17 protein-coding genes are annotated in these 17495 nt (G+C 52.4%); 12 read left to right on the plus strand and 5 right to left on the minus strand.

Annotated features, from left to right (window positions below; all coding sequences use genetic code 11):
* Positions 1-10 precede the first annotated feature (10 nt).
* The 4 genes from EVJ30_RS13225 (at position 11) to EVJ30_RS13240 (ending at position 3305) form a co-directional block, all read left to right on the plus strand.
* Positions 11-1429: an alanine/glycine:cation symporter family protein gene (locus EVJ30_RS13225; protein WP_236634163.1), complete on the plus strand. Its 1419-nt coding sequence runs from the start codon at positions 11-13 to the stop codon at positions 1427-1429.
* A 110-nt stretch (positions 1430-1539) separates the two neighbouring features.
* Positions 1540-2361 (plus strand): YihY/virulence factor BrkB family protein, encoded by an 822-nt coding sequence (locus EVJ30_RS13230; RefSeq protein WP_131458079.1) that lies wholly within the window; start codon positions 1540-1542, stop codon positions 2359-2361.
* A gap of 84 nt (positions 2362-2445) precedes the next feature.
* Positions 2446-2994, plus strand: coding sequence for a hypothetical protein (locus tag EVJ30_RS13235; protein ID WP_236636093.1), 549 nt, complete (start codon positions 2446-2448; stop codon positions 2992-2994).
* 83 nt (positions 2995-3077) lie between these two features.
* Complete coding sequence (locus EVJ30_RS13240; protein ID WP_236636094.1) at positions 3078-3305, plus strand: hypothetical protein; 228 nt, start codon at positions 3078-3080, stop codon at positions 3303-3305.
* Positions 3306-3365: 60 nt separating this feature from the next.
* Here the strand turns inward: EVJ30_RS13240 and putP are convergent, their stop codons facing one another.
* Both putP and EVJ30_RS13250 read right to left on the minus strand, forming a co-directional pair.
* Positions 3366-4847, minus strand: coding sequence for a sodium/proline symporter PutP (putP, locus tag EVJ30_RS13245; protein WP_131458080.1), 1482 nt, complete (start codon positions 4845-4847; stop codon positions 3366-3368).
* 352 nt (positions 4848-5199) lie between these two features.
* Positions 5200-6177: a D-alanyl-D-alanine carboxypeptidase family protein gene (locus EVJ30_RS13250; protein WP_131469450.1), complete on the minus strand. Its 978-nt coding sequence runs from the start codon at positions 6175-6177 to the stop codon at positions 5200-5202.
* Between the two features lie 202 nt (positions 6178-6379).
* On the opposite strand from EVJ30_RS13250, the gene EVJ30_RS13255 reads away from it, so the two are divergent.
* The 5 genes from EVJ30_RS13255 (at position 6380) to EVJ30_RS13275 (ending at position 11804) form a co-directional block, all read left to right on the plus strand.
* Positions 6380-7912 carry an FAD-dependent oxidoreductase gene (locus tag EVJ30_RS13255; protein WP_131469452.1) on the plus strand — a complete coding sequence of 511 codons (1533 nt, stop codon included), beginning with the start codon at positions 6380-6382 and terminating at the stop codon, positions 7910-7912.
* A 66-nt stretch (positions 7913-7978) separates the two neighbouring features.
* Complete coding sequence (locus EVJ30_RS13260) at positions 7979-9445, plus strand: carboxypeptidase M32 (protein ID WP_131469454.1); 1467 nt, start codon at positions 7979-7981, stop codon at positions 9443-9445.
* An 11-nt stretch (positions 9446-9456) separates the two neighbouring features.
* Positions 9457-10170: a glycerophosphodiester phosphodiesterase gene (locus EVJ30_RS13265; RefSeq protein ID WP_131469455.1), complete on the plus strand. Its 714-nt coding sequence runs from the start codon at positions 9457-9459 to the stop codon at positions 10168-10170.
* A 250-nt stretch (positions 10171-10420) separates the two neighbouring features.
* The gene (locus EVJ30_RS13270) at positions 10421-11218 is read left to right on the plus strand and encodes a DUF4397 domain-containing protein (RefSeq protein ID WP_070327221.1); all 798 of its coding nucleotides are present in this window, start codon (positions 10421-10423) and stop codon (positions 11216-11218) included.
* A 31-nt stretch (positions 11219-11249) separates the two neighbouring features.
* Positions 11250-11804, plus strand: a complete 555-nt coding sequence (locus tag EVJ30_RS13275; RefSeq protein ID WP_236634164.1) for a class F sortase — start codon at positions 11250-11252, stop codon at positions 11802-11804.
* A gap of 482 nt (positions 11805-12286) precedes the next feature.
* Here the strand turns inward: EVJ30_RS13275 and EVJ30_RS13280 are convergent, their stop codons facing one another.
* Both EVJ30_RS13280 and EVJ30_RS13285 read right to left on the minus strand, forming a co-directional pair.
* Positions 12287-12724: a MarR family winged helix-turn-helix transcriptional regulator gene (locus EVJ30_RS13280; RefSeq protein ID WP_131458085.1), complete on the minus strand. Its 438-nt coding sequence runs from the start codon at positions 12722-12724 to the stop codon at positions 12287-12289.
* A gap of 89 nt (positions 12725-12813) precedes the next feature.
* Complete coding sequence (locus tag EVJ30_RS13285) at positions 12814-13872, minus strand: GTP pyrophosphokinase (RefSeq protein ID WP_236634165.1); 1059 nt, start codon at positions 13870-13872, stop codon at positions 12814-12816.
* A 119-nt stretch (positions 13873-13991) separates the two neighbouring features.
* On the opposite strand from EVJ30_RS13285, the gene EVJ30_RS13290 reads away from it, so the two are divergent.
* Both EVJ30_RS13290 and EVJ30_RS13295 read left to right on the plus strand, forming a co-directional pair.
* A complete protein-coding gene (locus EVJ30_RS13290) occupies positions 13992-14219 on the plus strand; it encodes a hypothetical protein (protein WP_131458086.1) in 228 nt (75 codons plus the stop codon).
* Between the two features lie 103 nt (positions 14220-14322).
* A complete protein-coding gene (locus tag EVJ30_RS13295) occupies positions 14323-14646 on the plus strand; it encodes a YflT domain-containing protein (RefSeq protein WP_236634166.1) in 324 nt (107 codons plus the stop codon).
* Between the two features lie 52 nt (positions 14647-14698).
* Here EVJ30_RS13295 and EVJ30_RS13300 read toward each other — a convergent pair whose 3' ends face one another.
* Positions 14699-15736 carry an SDR family oxidoreductase gene (locus tag EVJ30_RS13300; RefSeq protein WP_131458087.1) on the minus strand — a complete coding sequence of 346 codons (1038 nt, stop codon included), beginning with the start codon at positions 15734-15736 and terminating at the stop codon, positions 14699-14701.
* Positions 15737-16042: 306 nt separating this feature from the next.
* Here EVJ30_RS13300 and EVJ30_RS13305 point away from each other — a divergent pair, with 306 nt between their 5' ends.
* Positions 16043-17338 carry a glutamine synthetase family protein gene (locus tag EVJ30_RS13305; protein WP_131469457.1) on the plus strand — a complete coding sequence of 432 codons (1296 nt, stop codon included), beginning with the start codon at positions 16043-16045 and terminating at the stop codon, positions 17336-17338.
* Positions 17339-17495 lie beyond the last annotated feature (157 nt).

Consider the following 17495-nt stretch of genomic DNA (forward strand, 5'->3'; position numbering starts at 1 on the left):
GGGATGCGCAGTGGATGTCCGTGAATTGGTCATGCAAGCGAACGACCTGTTATGGACGTATGTGCTTATTTTTGTATTGATTGCCGGTGGGATCTACTTCACGATCCGGATGGGATTCGTGCAGTTTAGAATGTTGCCGGAAATGTTCAAGTTATTGTTCATCAAAGGGCTCAAACATGAGAAAGGGCAAGTATCCTCGTTCCAGGCGTTCGCCATCGGGACAGCGGCACGGGTCGGCACTGGAAATATCGCCGGTGTCTCGACCGCGATCGCGCTCGGTGGGCCTGGGGCCGTGTTTTGGATGTGGCTCATCGCCTTGATCGGTTCAGCCTCGGCTTTCGTCGAGAGCACGCTCGCCCAAGTGTACAAAGTGCATGACGGCAAGGCATGGCGCGGCGGACCAGCCTATTACATCGAGCGGGCGCTCGGTCAACGTTGGCTCGGGATCGTCTTTGCGATCCTCATCACGTTCGCGTTTGGCTTTGCCTTTAACTCCGTGCAAGCGAACACGATCGCGCTTTCTGTCAATAACGTCTTCGCCATCGATACGGTCTGGGTTGGTGTTATCTTGGCCGTTGCGACGGGGATCGTCATCTTCGGCGGGATCCGGTCGATCTCGACGCTGTCCGGGATCATCGTCCCGATCATGGCGGGTGGGTATATCTTGCTCGCGCTCTGGGTCGTGCTGACGAATCTCGACGTCGTTCCGGCCGTGTTCTCGGCCATCTTCTCAGAAGGTGTGCTAGGCTTCCAAGAATTGTTCGGCGGGGCCGTCGGAGCGATGGTGCTTCAAGGTATACGGCGCGGCTTGTTCTCGAACGAAGCGGGGATGGGGTCGGCGCCGAACGCCGCCGCGACCGCCGAGGTCAGCCACCCGGTGAAGCAAGGGTTGATCCAATCGCTCAGTGTCTTCGTCGATACGCTGTTCATCTGTACGGCGACCGCGATGATCGTCTTGATCTCCGGAGTTCCCGGTTCTGAAGACTTCCAAGGTATCGAGCTCGCGCAAGAGGCACTGTTGACGGAGATCGGACCGGTCGCGACGACGCTCATGACGATCGCCATCCTGCTGTTCGCCTTCAGCTCGATTTTAGCGAACTATTACTACGGAGAGACGAACATCGAGTTCATCTCGGAACGGAAAGTGTATGTTGTCATCTATCGTATCGCCGTGCTAGGGATGATCATGTTCGGCTCGGTCCGCTCGGCCGGACTCGTCTGGTCGATCGCCGACATCTTCATGGGATTGATGGCGCTCGTCAACATGTACGCCATCTTCCGTCTCAGCAAAGTCGCTAAGCTGTTGCTCGACGATTACGTCGCCCAAAAACGGTCCGGACGGGATCCGGTGTTCTCGCGCGATGACGTCGATCTGCCGGGCAAGGAACATCTCGAGGCGTGGGAATCGAAACGAGAACACATCAGTTAAGGACGAGGCAAGAATAGGCAACGACTGTCGTATTCTTGCCTTTCAAGCAACAATATTATTATTTCACATACCGCATTTATATTAAATAAATTACGAAAAGAGTAAACAGCATGATACAGACGTTTAAAGTTTTATTCAAGCGCTTTTTTGCCGAACGTTTTTTCGATCAAGCCGCGATGTTGGCTTATTATTTCATCTTGTCGACGTTTCCGTTCTTACTGTTCGTCCTCGGCATTGTTGGATGGCTCCCGTTCACGAGCGGGGACGTCATCTCGGCGCTGTCCCTCGTCATGCCGGAAGCGAGCTACCGACTGCTAGAAGGGAACATCGAGGCGATATTTGATGACTCGAGGCTGCGTCTGGCGTCGCTCAGCATTTTGCCGGCACTGTGGATTTCATCAATGGCTGTCCAGTCGCTCGTCCGATCATTGAATGATGCGTATCGCCTCATCCGGAACAAGTCGTTCTTAAGAGGGGCTCTCCAGGACATCGCCGTCACACTGGCGCTCATGTTCGTTTTGCCGTTCTCATTGGTCATCCCTGTCGTCGAGACCGCGTTGCGCGAACTGTCGACGCGGATCATCTTTGTCGACGACATCGTTGCGGGATATGCGCAAATATGGTTTTACTTCCGCTGGGTCGTCGGGACGCTCGTCATGTTTGGTGTCTTCCTGCTCGTCTACAAATGGCTGCCGAGTCATCGCGGGACGTTCCGTGACAGTTGGGCCGGAGCATCACTCGCTACTATCGGCATATTGACAGTTTCCAACGTCTTCAGCTACTATTCTCAATATGCCAACTACGAACAGTTTTACGGTCAGCTCGGTGCGTTTATTATCTTGTTGGTTTGGTTTTATTTGGCGGCTTCCATCATCCTCCTCGGAGGGCTATTGAACGCCACGCTCATTGAACAAAAAGAAATTTCCGATTGACCTGCAAATGCTTGTTATCATTCAACGATTGAGGGAATGATACCGTTAAGACACATCTTTTAATCGGAGGTGGGAAACATGGATATGCAACGGCTCGTACACAATCGTCGTTTCATCGATCAAACATTGTTTTACCTCGCCTTACAATTATGGAAGTGGGTCATGTTATTACCGGTACTCTTTTATTTGGATATCTCAATGAGTACCGCTCCATTTTCGCAATACTTGATGGTCAGCCTCCTGCTGTACGTCACGTTTCGTGTCATCCAATACGTGGTCGCCAGCCGGGCTTCCTTGATGGAGCTGTTAGAATTCGGCTATGCGGTCTTGTCGCTCGTGCTCGTCCTGTTTTTACTGATCGAGCTCTCCGCTTCTCCTGGTGCCATCGCTTTGATCGTCGGAGTGTTCTTGGTCCACCCGTCGTTGGCACTGCACCACTATCGTGACTTCACGGAACGAAAGTGGTTGAACAAGCAGTTCCAGCTGTTCAGCCCGATGCTACGGGAAGGGGAGGTCCCCGTTCACGTGCTCGTCTTGACCGAAGATGAGATCGTGATCACGGCCGAGAGCGGCAAGGAGTTCACGTATCGACATATTTACTGGGGTGGCTTCTATTTCGAAAACGTCTCATGAAGGTGGTAAGGTGATTGAATAATATAATTGTTATTGTGTTTTGGGTTGTCACGTTCGTCGCTTTTTTTAAAGGGGCTTACGACATGTGGCGCGAGTACCGTGCCACGAAACAGAAATCGGTGCTCTACTTCCTGCTCGTCTTGATCCTCACTTGGTTTTGGTTCAATCCCTACGAATTGACCGCGCTTCATCCGTTCGTCTTAATGGCGTATTATTGGAACCGAAATCGATGGATGAGAAATGCCATGCTCGCACTCGTGCTCGCCACGTTCTTACTCCAACTTTGGGTGATGGCGGGGACGATGTACTAAAGAAGTACAACCGACAAAAAACGCTCGACCCGTGAATTGGGTCGAGCGTTTTTATGTGACTTAATCTTTTCTAGCGGCAGCAAGTTCTGTTTCCATTTCACTGAACTCACGGCTGATCCGTTTTTGTTCGCGTTGGCTCGTGAACGTGCTGACGAGAACGATGGCAAGCATACTCAAGAAGAAGCCTGGCACCATCTCATAGATGACGCTCGAGAGTCCCGTGACGATCCAAAGGATGACCGTGATGGCACCGACGAGGATACCGGCGAGTGCGCCTTGGCGAGTCATCTTCGTCCAATAGAGCGACAAGAGGATCGTTGGACCGAAGGCCGAGCCGAATCCGGCCCAAGCATAACCGACGAGCGTCAAGATCGTGTTCGATGGGCTGAGCGAAATGAGTGTCGCCACGACACCAACCGTCAATACGCCGATTCGACCGGCGAGTACCATTGTTTTATCGCTTGCATCTTTGTTGAAGAACTTACGATAGAAGTCTTCAGTCAACGCCGACGACGTAACGAGCAATTGCGACGATACAGTCGACATGACGGCTGCGAGGATCGCTGCGAGCAAGAATCCGGTGATGAACGGGTGGAACAAGACGTCAGAGAAACGGATGAACACCGTCTCCGGGTCTGCTAGCGGATTGCCTTGACCACGGAAGTAGGCGATACCGACGAGGCCGGTCATGACCGCACCGATGATCGAGACGGTCATCCAGCCCATACCGATCCGGCGTGCCGCCTTCAATGATTTCACATCTCTGATCGCCATAAAACGAACGATAATGTGCGGTTGGCCAAAGTAACCGAGTCCCCAAGCGAGGAGACCGATGATCCCTAGCGTTGTCGTCCCTTTAAACAAGTCGAACAGGTCGGTGTTGATCGCTGTCGCCGTGTTGACGGCGTTCGTCATGCCACCGACGTCTGTCAAAGCGACGAACGGTACGAGTACGAGTGCGATGAACATGATGACGCCTTGGGCGAAGTCTGTCCAACTAACAGCAGTGAACCCACCGAAGAGCGTGTAAAGAATGACGACGCTGATCGTGGCGATGACACCGGTCTGATAGTTGATCCCGAACGAGCTTTCGAACAACTTCCCGCCAGACACAAGTCCAGCTGACGTATAGAACGTGAAGAAGATGATGATAACGGACGCTGATAGGATCCGTAGCCAGTTCGAGTGATCTCGGAACCGATTCTCTAAAAAGTCAGGAATCGTGATCGAGTCATTTGCCATCTCCGTGAAGACACGTAGACGGGGAGCGACTAACAAGTAGTTCAAGTAAGCTCCGATGACCAATCCAACGGCTAACCAAATCGCTGATAATCCTGTGGCATACATTGCCCCCGGAAGACCCATTAACATCCAACCACTCATATCCGAAGCTCCGGCTGACATGGCGGTAACACCCGGCCCCATTTTGCGGCCGCCTAACATATAATCTGATGAGTCGGTCGTTCGCTTATAAGCGACGTAACCGATAGTTAGCATCATCACGAGGTAAAGCGCGATGGATACCCATTCTTGCCATAACATTTGATTACCTCCTGTACGCTTTCAATGTTGTTCAACAGTTTTGGTTTGAAATGTGGGAATCCTCCCATAAAGATGACGAACCCAAACTGATAATCCGAACTTGTCACTAACCTTAACGGACCTTCAGAGTGATTGCAAACTGTCATCTTTTCATAAAAACGGCTCTAAAGCCTATTATACCAACGGATAAGCAAGGTATTTTTCATTCAAAAAGTTTAAATATTCTGACGATTAGAAATATTGAGGCAATGCCTCTGTAATCTCCCTGTAATATAAGCGGCTGTTTTGAAGACGAACACGCCACAAAAAAAGACCTGAACCGATCAGTTCAGGTCTTCGTCATATGTAACGTTCATTCAGCCTGACGTCCGAATGCGAGTTGTTCGACGAGCCGCATCGTCGGGAACGTCTGTCCGGAACGCGCCTGCATCGTCACGAGCGCGTACTGCTTGCCTTGATGCTCCATCAAGAACACCATCGTGTAGCCCGATTCGTCGGTATAGCCGGTCTTCGTCGCCTTGACGAGGTCCGAGTAGTGGATGCTGCGGTTGTTGATCGCCGACCCGAGGTGATACCACCATCGTCGCTTCATCAGTCCATCTTTGTCTTCGAACTTCGCCTCGTACTCATACGTTCCAGCGATTTCGATGAGTTCGGGATACGTCCCGAACGCATAAGTGATTTTAGCCATGTCGCGTGCCGTCGTATAGTGGTCCGGGTCCGAATAGCCGTGGGCATTTTTGAAGTTCGTGCCAGTCAAGCCTAGGACGCGGGCCCGTTCATTCATCAGTTCAACGAATTCCGCCGTCGAGCCGCTCACGTACTCCGCCAAGCTATTGGCGGCATCGTTGCCTGATTCGAGCAGTGTCGCGTAGAGCGCTTGCCGGACGGTCAGGCGGTCGCCGACGGCGAGATGGACGATGTGACTGTCCCAGGGGATGTCGAGCGTCGTCGCGTGCACTTCGACGACGGGGCGGTCCAGTTCGCCGGAGACCGCCGCTTTCTCATAGGCGAGCAATGCCGTCATCAGCTTGGTCGTACTGGCCGGGTATACACGCTCCTCCCCGTGTTTGTCCAACAAGACGACACCGTCCGTCAAATCAACGAACGTCATCGCCCCGACAAGAACCTGTTCCGGGTCGGCGGTCAAAGTGGAATCTTCTACCCATTCTTGGATCGGGATATCCGGGAAAGACGGTCCTTGTTTGACCGGTTCGGCCACCGGCGCCTTCGGATCAGATGTCACCGGTGTTTCTTGCTTGAAGCCGATGAGTGCCGGAATGATCGCGATCATTCCGACAAGCATCAATCCGACGGTCAAGCGTCTCATTATATAGGTCTGTCTACGATGTCTACGGGTACGTTTCACTTTGCAATCGCTCCTTCATAGTTTACTTTTCTACCATAATGGATGTCGGGCAATGAAATCGTCTTTAAAATCGAGAAACAGGTCAATATTTATCGAGTGATGAAACAGAAGGGAATGGGTATACACATAAGCAGACACGTTCATTCCTAAAGGAGGTATCATCATGCATCGCTATCCATTCACGAATTCATTGTGGCGACAACACGATCGCACCCTACAGTATCCACGACTCGAGAGTTCCGTTTCTTGTGACATCGTCGTCATCGGGGCGGGGATCGCCGGACTCGTCACCGCCTATGAGCTTCAGAACCGGGGCAAGCAGGTCGTCCTGCTCGAAGCGATGGAAGTCGGCCGCGGCACGACCGGGCACACGACGGCCAAATGTTCCGTCCAGCATGGCGCCATCTATTCGAAATTGATGCAGACGTTCAATGAAGAGACGGCACGTCTTTACTATGAGTTCAACGATGAGGCACTCGACTATTTGAGACGTCAAGTCGAAACCGGATTCGACATCGATTACGAACTGAAAGATTCATATCTCTATACGATCGACAGCTCGAGTCAGCTCGCCTCCGAGATCGAGGCGTATCAAAAAATCGGGTTGAATGGTGGGGATGCGACGAACGAGGTCAACGCAGTCTTTCCATTTCCGGTACAACAAGCAGCCGTCATCCGCGACCAAGCCCAGATTCATCCGGTGAAATATTTGAACGAACTGGCGCGTCGCTTTGTCGAAGCGGGCGGGAAGCTTTATGAGAAAACACGGGCGACGGAGATCAGCCAAAGCCCGCGTCCGATCGTCACGACATCGACCGGGCGCCGTGTCCAAGCCGATCAAGTCGTGGTCGCGACGCATTATCCGTTCAACGACATCCGTGGACTATACTTCTCGAAATTTGAGGTCGAACGATCCTACATCGTCGCTTGCGAGACGAACGGTCCCGTGCCGGACGGCATGTATTTGAGCGTCGATTCGCCGAGCCGCTCGTTCCGGACGTTCGATGACGGCGATCGCTCGTACGTCCTCGTCGGAGGGGAGGGGCATCTGAGCGGTCACGTGACAGAGACGCGCACGCGCTACGACCGGTTGGAGCAGTTCGCGAATGATGCGTTCCGCGCTAAAAAATCAAGTTTCCGTTGGTCGTCCCAAGACTTGATCACGTTGGACCATCTTCCTTACGTCGGTCAAATGTTCAGTCGTGAACCGGACATCTTCGTTGCTACCGGATTCGCCAAATGGGGTATGACGAACGGGATCGCATCCGGACTGTTGCTCGCCGACCTACTGACCGGTCACGAGAACCGGTTTACCGAACTGTTGGATCCGCTCCGTTCGAAGTTCAAACCGGCGGATGTCGGTCAGTTCTTGAAGACGAATTTGGACACAGCTGCCCAATTCGTCAAAGGAACGCTCGAGAAGCCGGGATCGCTCGACGACCTCCAACTCGACGAAGGTGGGGTCGTTCACGTCGATGGCAAGAAAGTCGGCGCTTATCGGGATCTCGACAACAACTGTCATCTCGTATCGACCCGTTGCACGCACATGGGTTGCGGCGTCAATTGGAACAACGCGGAGCGGTCTTGGGACTGTCCATGTCATGGATCGCGCTTTGACACGCAAGGAAACGTCCTTGAAGGTCCGGCGACGAAGCCGCTCCACTATGAGCGAAAAGTGGATGTGTCGAAAGAATAGGCATTTTTCGTCACATCGATTAAAGTAGAGAGGTAAGGAAACAACTGTCATAGGGGTGGGAATCAGATGGAAATTACAAAGCAATGGCGTGAACATTTCAAACAGTTACGTGCGTTCGATGAGGCGATCTCGCTACTATATTGGGACATGCGGACACAGATGCCGGAACAGTCGGCCCCGCTTCGTGCCGAGACGATCGGTTACTTGTCGACAGAGGCGTTCAAACGTCAGACGAGCGATTCGTTCGCGGAACTGCTCGCCGAGATGACGGCGACCGAAGAGTTGACACCGACCGAGGTCCGCTCGGTCGACGTGGCGAAGACGCAATATGAACGGAACGCCAAGATCCCTCCGGCGGAGTATCAGGCCTACGTGACACTTGTCTCTGAAGCCGAGACGGCATGGGAAAAGGCGAAAGACAAGAACGATTGGGGCACATTCGCCCCGTATTTAGAAAAAATCGTCGCGTTCCAGCGTAAGTTCGCGGAATATTTCGGATATGAGACGCACCCGTACGATGCGTTGCTCTATGATTACGAACCGGGTATGACCGTCGAACAACTCGACGAATTGTTCCAGACGCTACGGGACGAGCTCGTCCCGTTGATCCGTCAGTTGAAGTCGAGCAAGCATGAACTCGACTGGTCGATGGAGGCGGCGGTGCAAGAACAGATCTGTCACGATTGGATGCGGGTCGTCGATTATGACTTGTCCCGTGGTCGCCTCGACGCGACCGTGCATCCGTTCGAGATCACGATCAACCGCCGCGACGTGCGGATCACGACGAAGTATGATGAGTCGGACTTCCGCAACGCCCTGTTCGGGACGATGCACGAGGCGGGCCACGCGACGTACGAGCAACAGATCGACGAGGCGCTCGATGAGGTCGGACTCGGGGGAGGCGCATCGATGGGTATCCACGAGTCACAGTCGCTCTTCTTTGAAAACTTCGTCGGGCGTAGCGAAGCATTTTTACGCAGCGTCTATCCACGGCTACAAGAACGGCATCCGGCGTTTCAAGATATCGACTTCGATACGTTCTACGCGGGCGTGAACGAGGCGAAGCCATCGCTCATCCGGATCGAGGCGGATGAACTGACGTATAGCCTCCATATCATCATCCGCTACGAGCTTGAGAAGGCACTCATCCAAGGTGATTTGACCGTCGCCGAGCTGCCGAGCGCTTGGAACGAGAAATATCGAGAGTACTTAGGCGTCGAGGTGCCGAATGATGCGAAAGGTGTATTGCAAGACGTCCATTGGGCCGGAGGTTCATTCGGCTACTTCCCAAGCTATGCGCTCGGATTGATTTATGCGGCGCAGTTGACCGAGACGCTCAAATCGGAACGGTCCGACTTTGAGACGTTAGTGCATGAAGGCGAGTTCGGTCCGATCAAACAGTGGCTCGAGACGAACGTCCATCGCCACGGCAAGTCGCTCACCCCGAACGAGCTGATCAAGCAAGTGACCGGGGACGATATCTCGGTCCGTCCGCTCGTCCGCTATTTGACGAAAAAATACGTCACCGAGTAAGGAGTCTTCCGATGAAGCTATTCGCGCACCGTGGGGTGATGAACCAGTTCCCGGAGAACACGATGGCGGCGTTTCGCGCGGCGCTCGCCGCCCATGCCGACGGGATTGAAACGGACGTCCACTTGACGAAAGACGGTCGCCTCGTCTTGATTCACGATGAGACGATCGACCGGACGACAGACGGGTCGGGTCGTATTGCCGAGATGACGTTGTCCGAGCTCGGACGATACAACGCCGGTGTCTTATTCGACCTCGAGGAGCGCATCCCATCGCTAGACGACCTGTTAAAATTGGTAAAAGAAACGAACGTCTGTCTCAACCTTGAAGTGAAGACGGACATCGACCGGTACGAGGGGATCGAAGACCGACTCGTCGAGACGCTGCGAGCCCATAGATTCCCGGCCGACCGCGTCCTGTTCTCTTCCTTCAATCATGAGACGCTCTACCGGTTGAAGCGGTTAGCACCCGAGTACGAGTCTGCCGCGCTCATCGCCCAACCGCTGTTCGACTTGGCCGGTTACTTGAACAAGTTAGGGGCGACAGGCGTTCATCCAAGTGTCCGAACGATGACCGATGACGAGATCAAGCTCATTCAACAGACCGGTGTCAAGGTCCGTCCGTACACGGTCAAGACGACCGAACAGCTGAAACGGTTCGAACGGATCGATGTCGATGCGGTCTTCGTCAACGATATCGAATGGGCCCGAGCACATTTAACCCCGTAACATGTCGTTACGGGGTTTTTAAATTTATGGAAACGGGAAGGAAGACTATGTAAAGAAAACGGCAACAACCAAATGTGCCGACTGGCATATTCGAAGCACACCGTCATCTTTACGCCATTGTCCTGTTGTCTTAAGTTTAAGATGTCACCAGCTACATAGCAATCAGATGTAGCACACTATGCAGCATCGCATCAAACTTGTCGTATGCAGTCAATCGGTCAACCCAAGGAAAAAAAGGAGGAAATTTCACATGAAGAAATTGATGTCTTTACTTGGTACACTCGCTCTAGCGTTCGCGTTCATCCTGCCAGTCAGTGCAGATGGACACGAGAACGCGATGGTCCGTGTGCTCCACGCTTCGCCTGACGCCCCTGCGGTGGACGTCTATGTCAACGGTGAAGTCGCAGTCGAAGGCGCGGAGTTCAAAGCGCTTACGGATTACTTGACACTACCGGCTGGTGACTACAACGTCGAAATCAAACCAGCAGGCGACACTGAGACAGTCGTCGTCGCAGCCGACCTTTCAATCGAAGCTGGTAAATTCTACACAGCGGCAGCGATCGGTCAACTTGCAAACATCGAGATCGCAGCGATGGAAGATGACGCCAACTTTGAAGATGGCAAATCGAAAGTCCGCGTCGCTCACTTCGCACCTGACGCACCTGCAGTCGATGTAGCTCCAAAAGGTGGAGACCCACTCTTCTCTAACCTCGAGTTCAAAGCAGTCAGTGACTACGGTACACTCGATGCTGGAACGTACGATCTTGAAGTTCGCCCAGCTGGCGCGACTGACGTCGTAAAAGCGCTTGACGGCGTCGCCCTCGAAGGCGGTAAAAACTATACGGCATTCGCAATCGGCCTTCTTGAAGGGGAACCGGCTTTCGAAGTACTCCTCGCAGCTGATGGTGGAGAAATGGCCGAAGCTCCTGAGACTGGTCAAGGCGGTCTCGCTCAGACAGCTTCAATGAACTGGTTGCTAGCAGCAGCAGTACTTGGCGCAGCAGCAGCTGGCTTCTACGTCTTTCGTCGTCAGAAACAAGACGCTTAAGCTACTTTTGATCGGAACGTTCTCGTTCCTCATGGTAGCACCAGTAGCGGATGCCCCGGACGTAGATGCGAAACTTTCAACTGTCGGATTCGCAGAACCGCTCGTGTTGGCCGCTACTGAAATCGATCGTCAGTCCTTTCACACCGAGACGTTCGTTCCAGAACGACTGAAGATTCCGTCTATTGAAGTCGATACTGTCATCCAACCGGTCGGTAAAGACCGATACGACCGGATGGACACACCGGCTGAAGCAGACAAGGTCGGCTGGTATCGTTACGGGGCGAAAGCAGGAGCGAAAGGCAACGTCGTCTTATCCGGACATTTAGACGATTTACAAGGCCCGGCCATTTTCGCTAATCTTGATCAAATACGACTTGGAGAGCAGGTGACGCTCCAACGTAACAAGCAAGTGATCGAATATGAGGTCGTGTCAGTCGAACGGTACCGGGTCGAAGATGTTCCGCTCGCCTCGATTTTCGCGGCGACACAATCGGTTCGTCTTCAACTCATCACGTGTGCGGGTCCTTATGACCCAGAACATGGGTATCGAGACCGGATCGTCGTCACGGCGATTGTTAAGCAATAGCACAATTTTTCAACTCGGGATGAAAATCATCCCGAGTTTTTTGATATATTATAAACTGTCGGAAAATTGATTGAATAAATTGACGGGGGATTTAACAGAGCGTGCTAAAAAGAAAACACATCGCCAATGTAGGACTGTCCATTATTTTTTGGTTAATCAGTTATGAGAGAGTTGGAATGGCAGCGGCAGTTTCCTACTTGCGATCGGCATATATTTGACTTGGCAGTTCGTGTTAGGTCGTGACTCAGTGAAAGAGAAACGGGAACTGAGTAAGAAAATGAGAGAAATGTGTCTCCATAATGAGCAAGACTTATTTTTTGAAGAGCACCGAAGATGGAATGAAAAGATGAGGGCGCGTGAACAGGCAGCCGATCAGGCGCGGCTAGGTGAATGAATCTGATATCTAAAACAAGCAACAGGTCCCGATGATTCGGGACCTGTTGCTTGTTTTAAGTCGTATTCACTATAAAGTCTGGTTCGCCTTAGGCGTCCATGCGGTCGAGCAACTTCGAGAGAAGGACCAATTCTTCGTCTGAAAAATCGTCGAACACGTCCATCAAGTATTCGATTTTCATGTGTTCGAGCGTTTCGAACAAGACACGGCCTTCCTCTGTCGCTTGAAGTTCGACGACACGACGGTCGCGCTCGCTGCGTTCGCGCGAGATCAAGCCTTTTTTCGTCAACTCATCAGCAAGGGCCGTGATCATCGAGGCCGAGAATTGAAACTCGTTCGATAAAGCCGAGGCGATTTGTGGACTATTTTGACAGAGCGATCGGAGGATGAAGAATTCGTTACGCGTCAAGTATTGCGAAAACATCGAGCGGAGGTTCTTTTTCACTCCGCGGTAGTTCATGCGAATCCCACGCTCAGCGTCTGCGACGAGCTGGCGACGGGATGCCGTGTGTACAGGTGTTGTCATCCTCGAAAGTCCCTTCTATAAAAAATCATTATTTGCATATATTTCAGTACATAGAAACATTCTACAACAAAAACATGAAGTCTGTAAAGTTATGATGGCTCTTCTTGGATACGCAATTCTTGAATGATTTCGTCGTAATGCTTCAAGTCCGGATAAAACCGACGGAAGAAGAATTCGATTTGTTGATCATCGCCTTCCGCGAGCAGTTTGGCGAGGACAGCATAGACGACGCCCATCCCTTGACGCGGCAGCAACGAGGACGGCAGTAGCGTCGCGCATTGAACGGCTCGATTGAAGTAACGATCGAGCGTATCCCTCAAATCTTGGAACGTTCGGATCTCGGCATAATGGAACATGCGCGTCAGCTCGACGATGGTCGACAAGTCGGTCTCGAGCAGCCAGTCGCTTTGGAAGATGGCGTTATCAAGCTTCTCGACGGTGACGTCGTTGGCGATATAGTAGTTCAAGTTATCGCGGGTGATCGTGACTTTTTCCGGTGACTCGACGATCCGTTCGACCGTCTCTTGTTCGAACGTGCGCAACTGTTTGCGAATATTGACGAACTCCGAGTCCGCGATCTCGAGCAGTCCGGCGACACGGCTGAAGCTGCGCTTGATCTCCGGTGGGACCGCGTTCGGATTCTTATAACCTAAATCGTGCTCGATCTCGGCCCAGGCGTGCTGGAGGATCGAGCGGACTTGGATCTCGGCCTCTTTCTCCTCAAAACGGCGATATTCACCGAGAGCGAGCCGTTTATCGCTCAATCCGACGACGTAATGGACGGACAGGTATCCGAACTCGTTCGGGTCGAGCAACGTCGACTTGTCGATCGACTGCTCGCGGTCGATTCGAAACTCTTCTTCAAGAATATGGGCGACGGCGCGGACGTCATCATGAAAATAAGTGACGATCCGGATCCCGGCCAAATCTTGGACGTCACGCAGCGACCGGTACTGGTACGGCTTGCGGGACAGTTTCGCATATAGGCTCTCGGCTTCTTTCGCTCGGGCGACGATCGAGTGGAACTGGATCCCGGCATCGTCCAACAGTTCGCTCAGTAGCGACTTCAGCTTGGCGGCGAACGCCTCATAGTCCTCTTTCTCATTCATATAGTCGAGCATGATTGTGTTCATATCCTGTCTCGGCATCTCAATCACTCCTTGTCTCATTGTTCTTATTATATCATCAATGAAAACTTGATAGCACGGCGGTACTTCCCGGTTGATATGATACAATACGTCAGAGAAAAAGGGGAAGGGAGAATGTTATGAAAGTGTCGCATACGTTCAAATCGCCTGAGCGCGAGAAACTTGAAATCGTTTCGGGCCTGTTGCAACAGGCCGGGTACAAAGTCTCGAAGCTCAGTTCGCAACCCGAGCTGTTCCGGATAAAAGTCGGACGGGAAGGGGTGGAGACCGAAGCCGGGGAGCGACAGCGCATCCAAGGGCTCATCGACCACTTCGAAATCGAATATTGGTCTTACACGATACATTGACCTCTTGTTAATAAAACGATTCGTCCAATCGGGTTTTATGACTCACTTTTCGGGAATAGTATATTATTCGATTTTAGAAAGCGAATGTTTAGGAGGATGAAAGATGTTAGAAACGAGAATTGTGCCAGATATGACTTCGGTCGACCATGAAGTGAATGGAATGGTGTCGGGCGGATGCGTCAATGAGAGCATTTACTTATTTGCCAAAGATGAAGAATTGACGATTCGACTCGCTGCCGAAGCGGGTGTGCAGCCTTACCGCATCACCGAGAAAGGCATGTGGGAATCACTCGTGTCAAAATTCACGAAAAACTCGGATGACCGCCTAGACCAGCTCGAGAGCCTCGGGTTGACGAAGCAGATGGTCGAATCACTTGAAAGTGAGATTCAGGACGGTAAAATCGTTCTCGTTTGCTACAAAGGTTGAGTGACCATTTTAAAACGGACCTGACAAATTTGTCAGGTCCGTTTTTTTGATGTCACTTCGTATCGTAGTAGGCATCGACGATCCGGCGGAGCGACCGTTCATCCAAATCAAGCGGCTTATAGCCGGCATCGGCCAAAAGTTGCTTCGTATTTTGATCGTTGAAGACGATATTACGATTTAAATAAGGATTGAACACTTTCACCATCTCGTTGAACGTGTGCTCAACGTTGCTGAGCTTTGAGGATTGAGTCTCGGTGATCTTGAGATGCGGGAACGCGAGCGCCTGCTTCATATACTCGAGCATCGTCTCGTTCCGGGGCGGGGCATCGTTCGTCACGTTATAAATCATGTTCGGGCGGGCGTGCTCGATGGCGGCGAGCAACACGTCGGCCACGTAATCGACCGGCACGAGGTTAGACGTACCGGTCTCCGAGCCGAGCAGACGGATCGGTTCGGCCGGGGCACCTCGACGCTCGAGGCGGCGCTTGAACACCTCGAGGGCGCGCATGTAACCGTACATCGTGAACTTCGAGTCGGCTTCCCCGGTTTTCGAGTCGCCGACGATGATGGCCGGCCGGAAAATGGAGACGGCGAGGTCGTGTCGGGCCGCCCATACTTCGCGTTCGGCATGGGCCTTGCTCTCCTCATACGGATTATGGAACGGTTGGTCCGTCGCATATAGCGTCTCATCCCCTGCTTCACGAGCCCCGAGCGTGTAGGCCGTGCTGACATGGAAGAAGCGGGGGCAGTGCAACGCCTTCGTCAAAGCGAGGGCCTGTCTCGTCCCCGTCAAGTTCGTATCGAACAGCTCCTCGCGCAATTCTTCGTCGAATTTGACGAGCGCCGCCATGTGGAGCACCAAATCGAATTGATCAACGTTTGATTGGATAAACGCCTCGTCCGCTCCAAGGAGCGGAGCCGTCAAATCACCGGCGAGCACGTCAATCGAACGAAGTTCACTCTTCGTAAACATCGCCGTCACTTTCTGTGGCGTTCGGGCCAAGACGCAAAGTCGGTGTCCTCGGGCAATCAGTTCGCGGGCGAGCCGCCCTCCTAAAAATCCGGTCGCACCGGTCATAAATATATTCACAGCGTTCTTCCTCTCTGTTCAGTCTCTACCCATCATACCAAGCGTCACGAGAATGAGCCACTTCGAACTCAGATTTTTATAGCAGCATCAACGGTCTACGCGGTCCGCCACGAGTAAAACAAACGCGCGAGCGGGGCCGCGCACTTCCTTCCCGAGCAGCGTGCTCATCGATGCCGAGACGCTAAAATCGAAAGAATAGGGGTTTAACTTTTTAAAAAGTAGGTTATGACTTAAGGAGAAGCGTACGTATGGTACGTCATGACAGTGATGACCTGTCAAATAAATTAAGTGAGGTTTTTAAGAATCATGGCAAATCTATTCGGAACTGATAAGGACGGCAATAGGAAGAAGCAAGAAGAGATTGAAAAAACGGTCCAAGAGAAAGGGATTACGCAAATCCACATGTATTTCTCTGACGTGATCGGAGACTTGAAGCTGTTGACTCTTTCTGCAAAGTTGTTGCCGGAAGTTTTTGAAGGGAAGACGATGTTCGACGGCTCGTCAATCGCCGGTTTTTCTTCTATCAAAAACTCAGACCTATTCTTGAGACCGGATTTAGATCGACCACGCTACGAACAAGACGGTGACGAGAGCATCCTCGCTTTCTTCTGTGACGTCTGCACACCAGACGGCGAACGTTACGAGTTTGACCCGCGCAACGTGTTGAAAGACGCGTTAGAGCGCGCTGCCCGTGACGGTTACTCCATCTTCGTAGGGGCCGAACCAGAATTCTTCATCTTTGACGAAAACGGCGAGTTTTATGACGAGGCCGGTTACTTCTCGACACGCTCAGAAGATAAGGGCTACGAAGTACGCCAACATATCGCCAACCGCTTGAGCGAGGTCGGCTTCAACATCGAAGCGGTCCACCACGAGGTCGCACCGGCCCAACACGAGATCGGTATCAAATACGACACCGCCTTGCACACGGCGGACAACATCCAGTTTTTCAAGGAAGTCGTCCAGCTCGCGGCGCAGGAAAAAGGGGCAAAAGTATCGTTCTTGCCAAAACCGCTTCGTGACGTCAACGGATCAGGGATGCACTTGAACATCTCGGTCTGGAACAACGATAAAGATGGCAACCCGGTCGATAACGCCTTTGAAGAGCCGAAGTCTGACTACGGGCTCTCGCTCACGGCCCGCCACTTCATCGAAGGGATCTTGAAGCATGCCCGGGCGACGGCCATCTTCACGAACCCGCTCCCAGAATCATACGAGCGCCTCGTCCCAGGGTTCGAGGCACCGGTCAATATTTGTTGGAGCCCGTCGAACCGTAGCTCGATGATCCGCATCCCGGCTTCACGCGGCAGTTCGACGCGTGTCGAGGTCCGTAACCCCGACCCGAGCGCGAACCCGTACTTGGCACTGGCGGCGCTCATCTACGCCGGTCTTGAAGGGATCGAGCAGAAGATCGAGCCGTCGGCACCGAACGAGGACGACTTGTTCGAGTACTCGGCGAAACAGATCGAGAGCCAAGGTATCTCGTCGCTCCCGGCGACGTTCCATGAGTCGATCCAAGCGTTGAAGCAAGACCACTTCCACGACTACTTCAACCACGACATGATCAACCGTTACTTGTCGCTCATCCAAGTCCGTAAGTAATCCGATGGATAATAAAACGCCATTCCTCGCTGAACTGAGCCCTGTTTTTCGGACAGTTTAATAAAAAGTGCGTCGTCTTTTATGCGGCGATCAGATGGCTCCGGTATTGCTCCGGAGTCATTTTTTTTAGGTTCCATTGCTTGCGTTCACTATTGTA

The organism is Exiguobacterium sp. SH5S13 (genome assembly GCF_004337085.1).
GTDB lineage: Bacteria > Bacillota > Bacilli > Exiguobacteriales > Exiguobacteriaceae > Exiguobacterium > Exiguobacterium aurantiacum_A.

What these genes read in the sequence shown, in the direction of transcription:
- EVJ30_RS13230 (WP_131458079.1), top strand. Translation starts at nt 1,540, where the DNA reads ATGATACAGACGTTTAAAGTTTTATTCAAGCGCTTTTTTGCCGAACGT.
- EVJ30_RS13235 (WP_236636093.1), top strand. Translation starts at nt 2,446, where the DNA reads ATGCAACGGCTCGTACACAATCGTCGTTTCATCGATCAAACATTGTTT.
- EVJ30_RS13240 (WP_236636094.1), top strand. Translation starts at nt 3,078, where the DNA reads ATGTGGCGCGAGTACCGTGCCACGAAACAGAAATCGGTGCTCTACTTC.
- putP (WP_131458080.1), bottom strand. Translation starts at nt 4,847, where the DNA reads ATGTTATGGCAAGAATGGGTATCCATCGCGCTTTACCTCGTGATGATG.
- EVJ30_RS13250 (WP_131469450.1), bottom strand. Translation starts at nt 6,177, where the DNA reads ATGAGACGCTTGACCGTCGGATTGATGCTTGTCGGAATGATCGCGATC.
- EVJ30_RS13255 (WP_131469452.1), top strand. Translation starts at nt 6,380, where the DNA reads ATGCATCGCTATCCATTCACGAATTCATTGTGGCGACAACACGATCGC.
- EVJ30_RS13260 (WP_131469454.1), top strand. Translation starts at nt 7,979, where the DNA reads ATGGAAATTACAAAGCAATGGCGTGAACATTTCAAACAGTTACGTGCG.
- EVJ30_RS13265 (WP_131469455.1), top strand. Translation starts at nt 9,457, where the DNA reads ATGAAGCTATTCGCGCACCGTGGGGTGATGAACCAGTTCCCGGAGAAC.
- EVJ30_RS13270 (WP_070327221.1), top strand. Translation starts at nt 10,421, where the DNA reads ATGAAGAAATTGATGTCTTTACTTGGTACACTCGCTCTAGCGTTCGCG.
- EVJ30_RS13275 (WP_236634164.1), top strand. Translation starts at nt 11,250, where the DNA reads ATGGTAGCACCAGTAGCGGATGCCCCGGACGTAGATGCGAAACTTTCA.
- EVJ30_RS13280 (WP_131458085.1), bottom strand. Translation starts at nt 12,724, where the DNA reads ATGACAACACCTGTACACACGGCATCCCGTCGCCAGCTCGTCGCAGAC.
- EVJ30_RS13285 (WP_236634165.1), bottom strand. Translation starts at nt 13,872, where the DNA reads ATGCCGAGACAGGATATGAACACAATCATGCTCGACTATATGAATGAG.
- EVJ30_RS13290 (WP_131458086.1), top strand. Translation starts at nt 13,992, where the DNA reads ATGAAAGTGTCGCATACGTTCAAATCGCCTGAGCGCGAGAAACTTGAA.
- EVJ30_RS13295 (WP_236634166.1), top strand. Translation starts at nt 14,323, where the DNA reads ATGTTAGAAACGAGAATTGTGCCAGATATGACTTCGGTCGACCATGAA.
- EVJ30_RS13305 (WP_131469457.1), top strand. Translation starts at nt 16,043, where the DNA reads ATGGCAAATCTATTCGGAACTGATAAGGACGGCAATAGGAAGAAGCAA.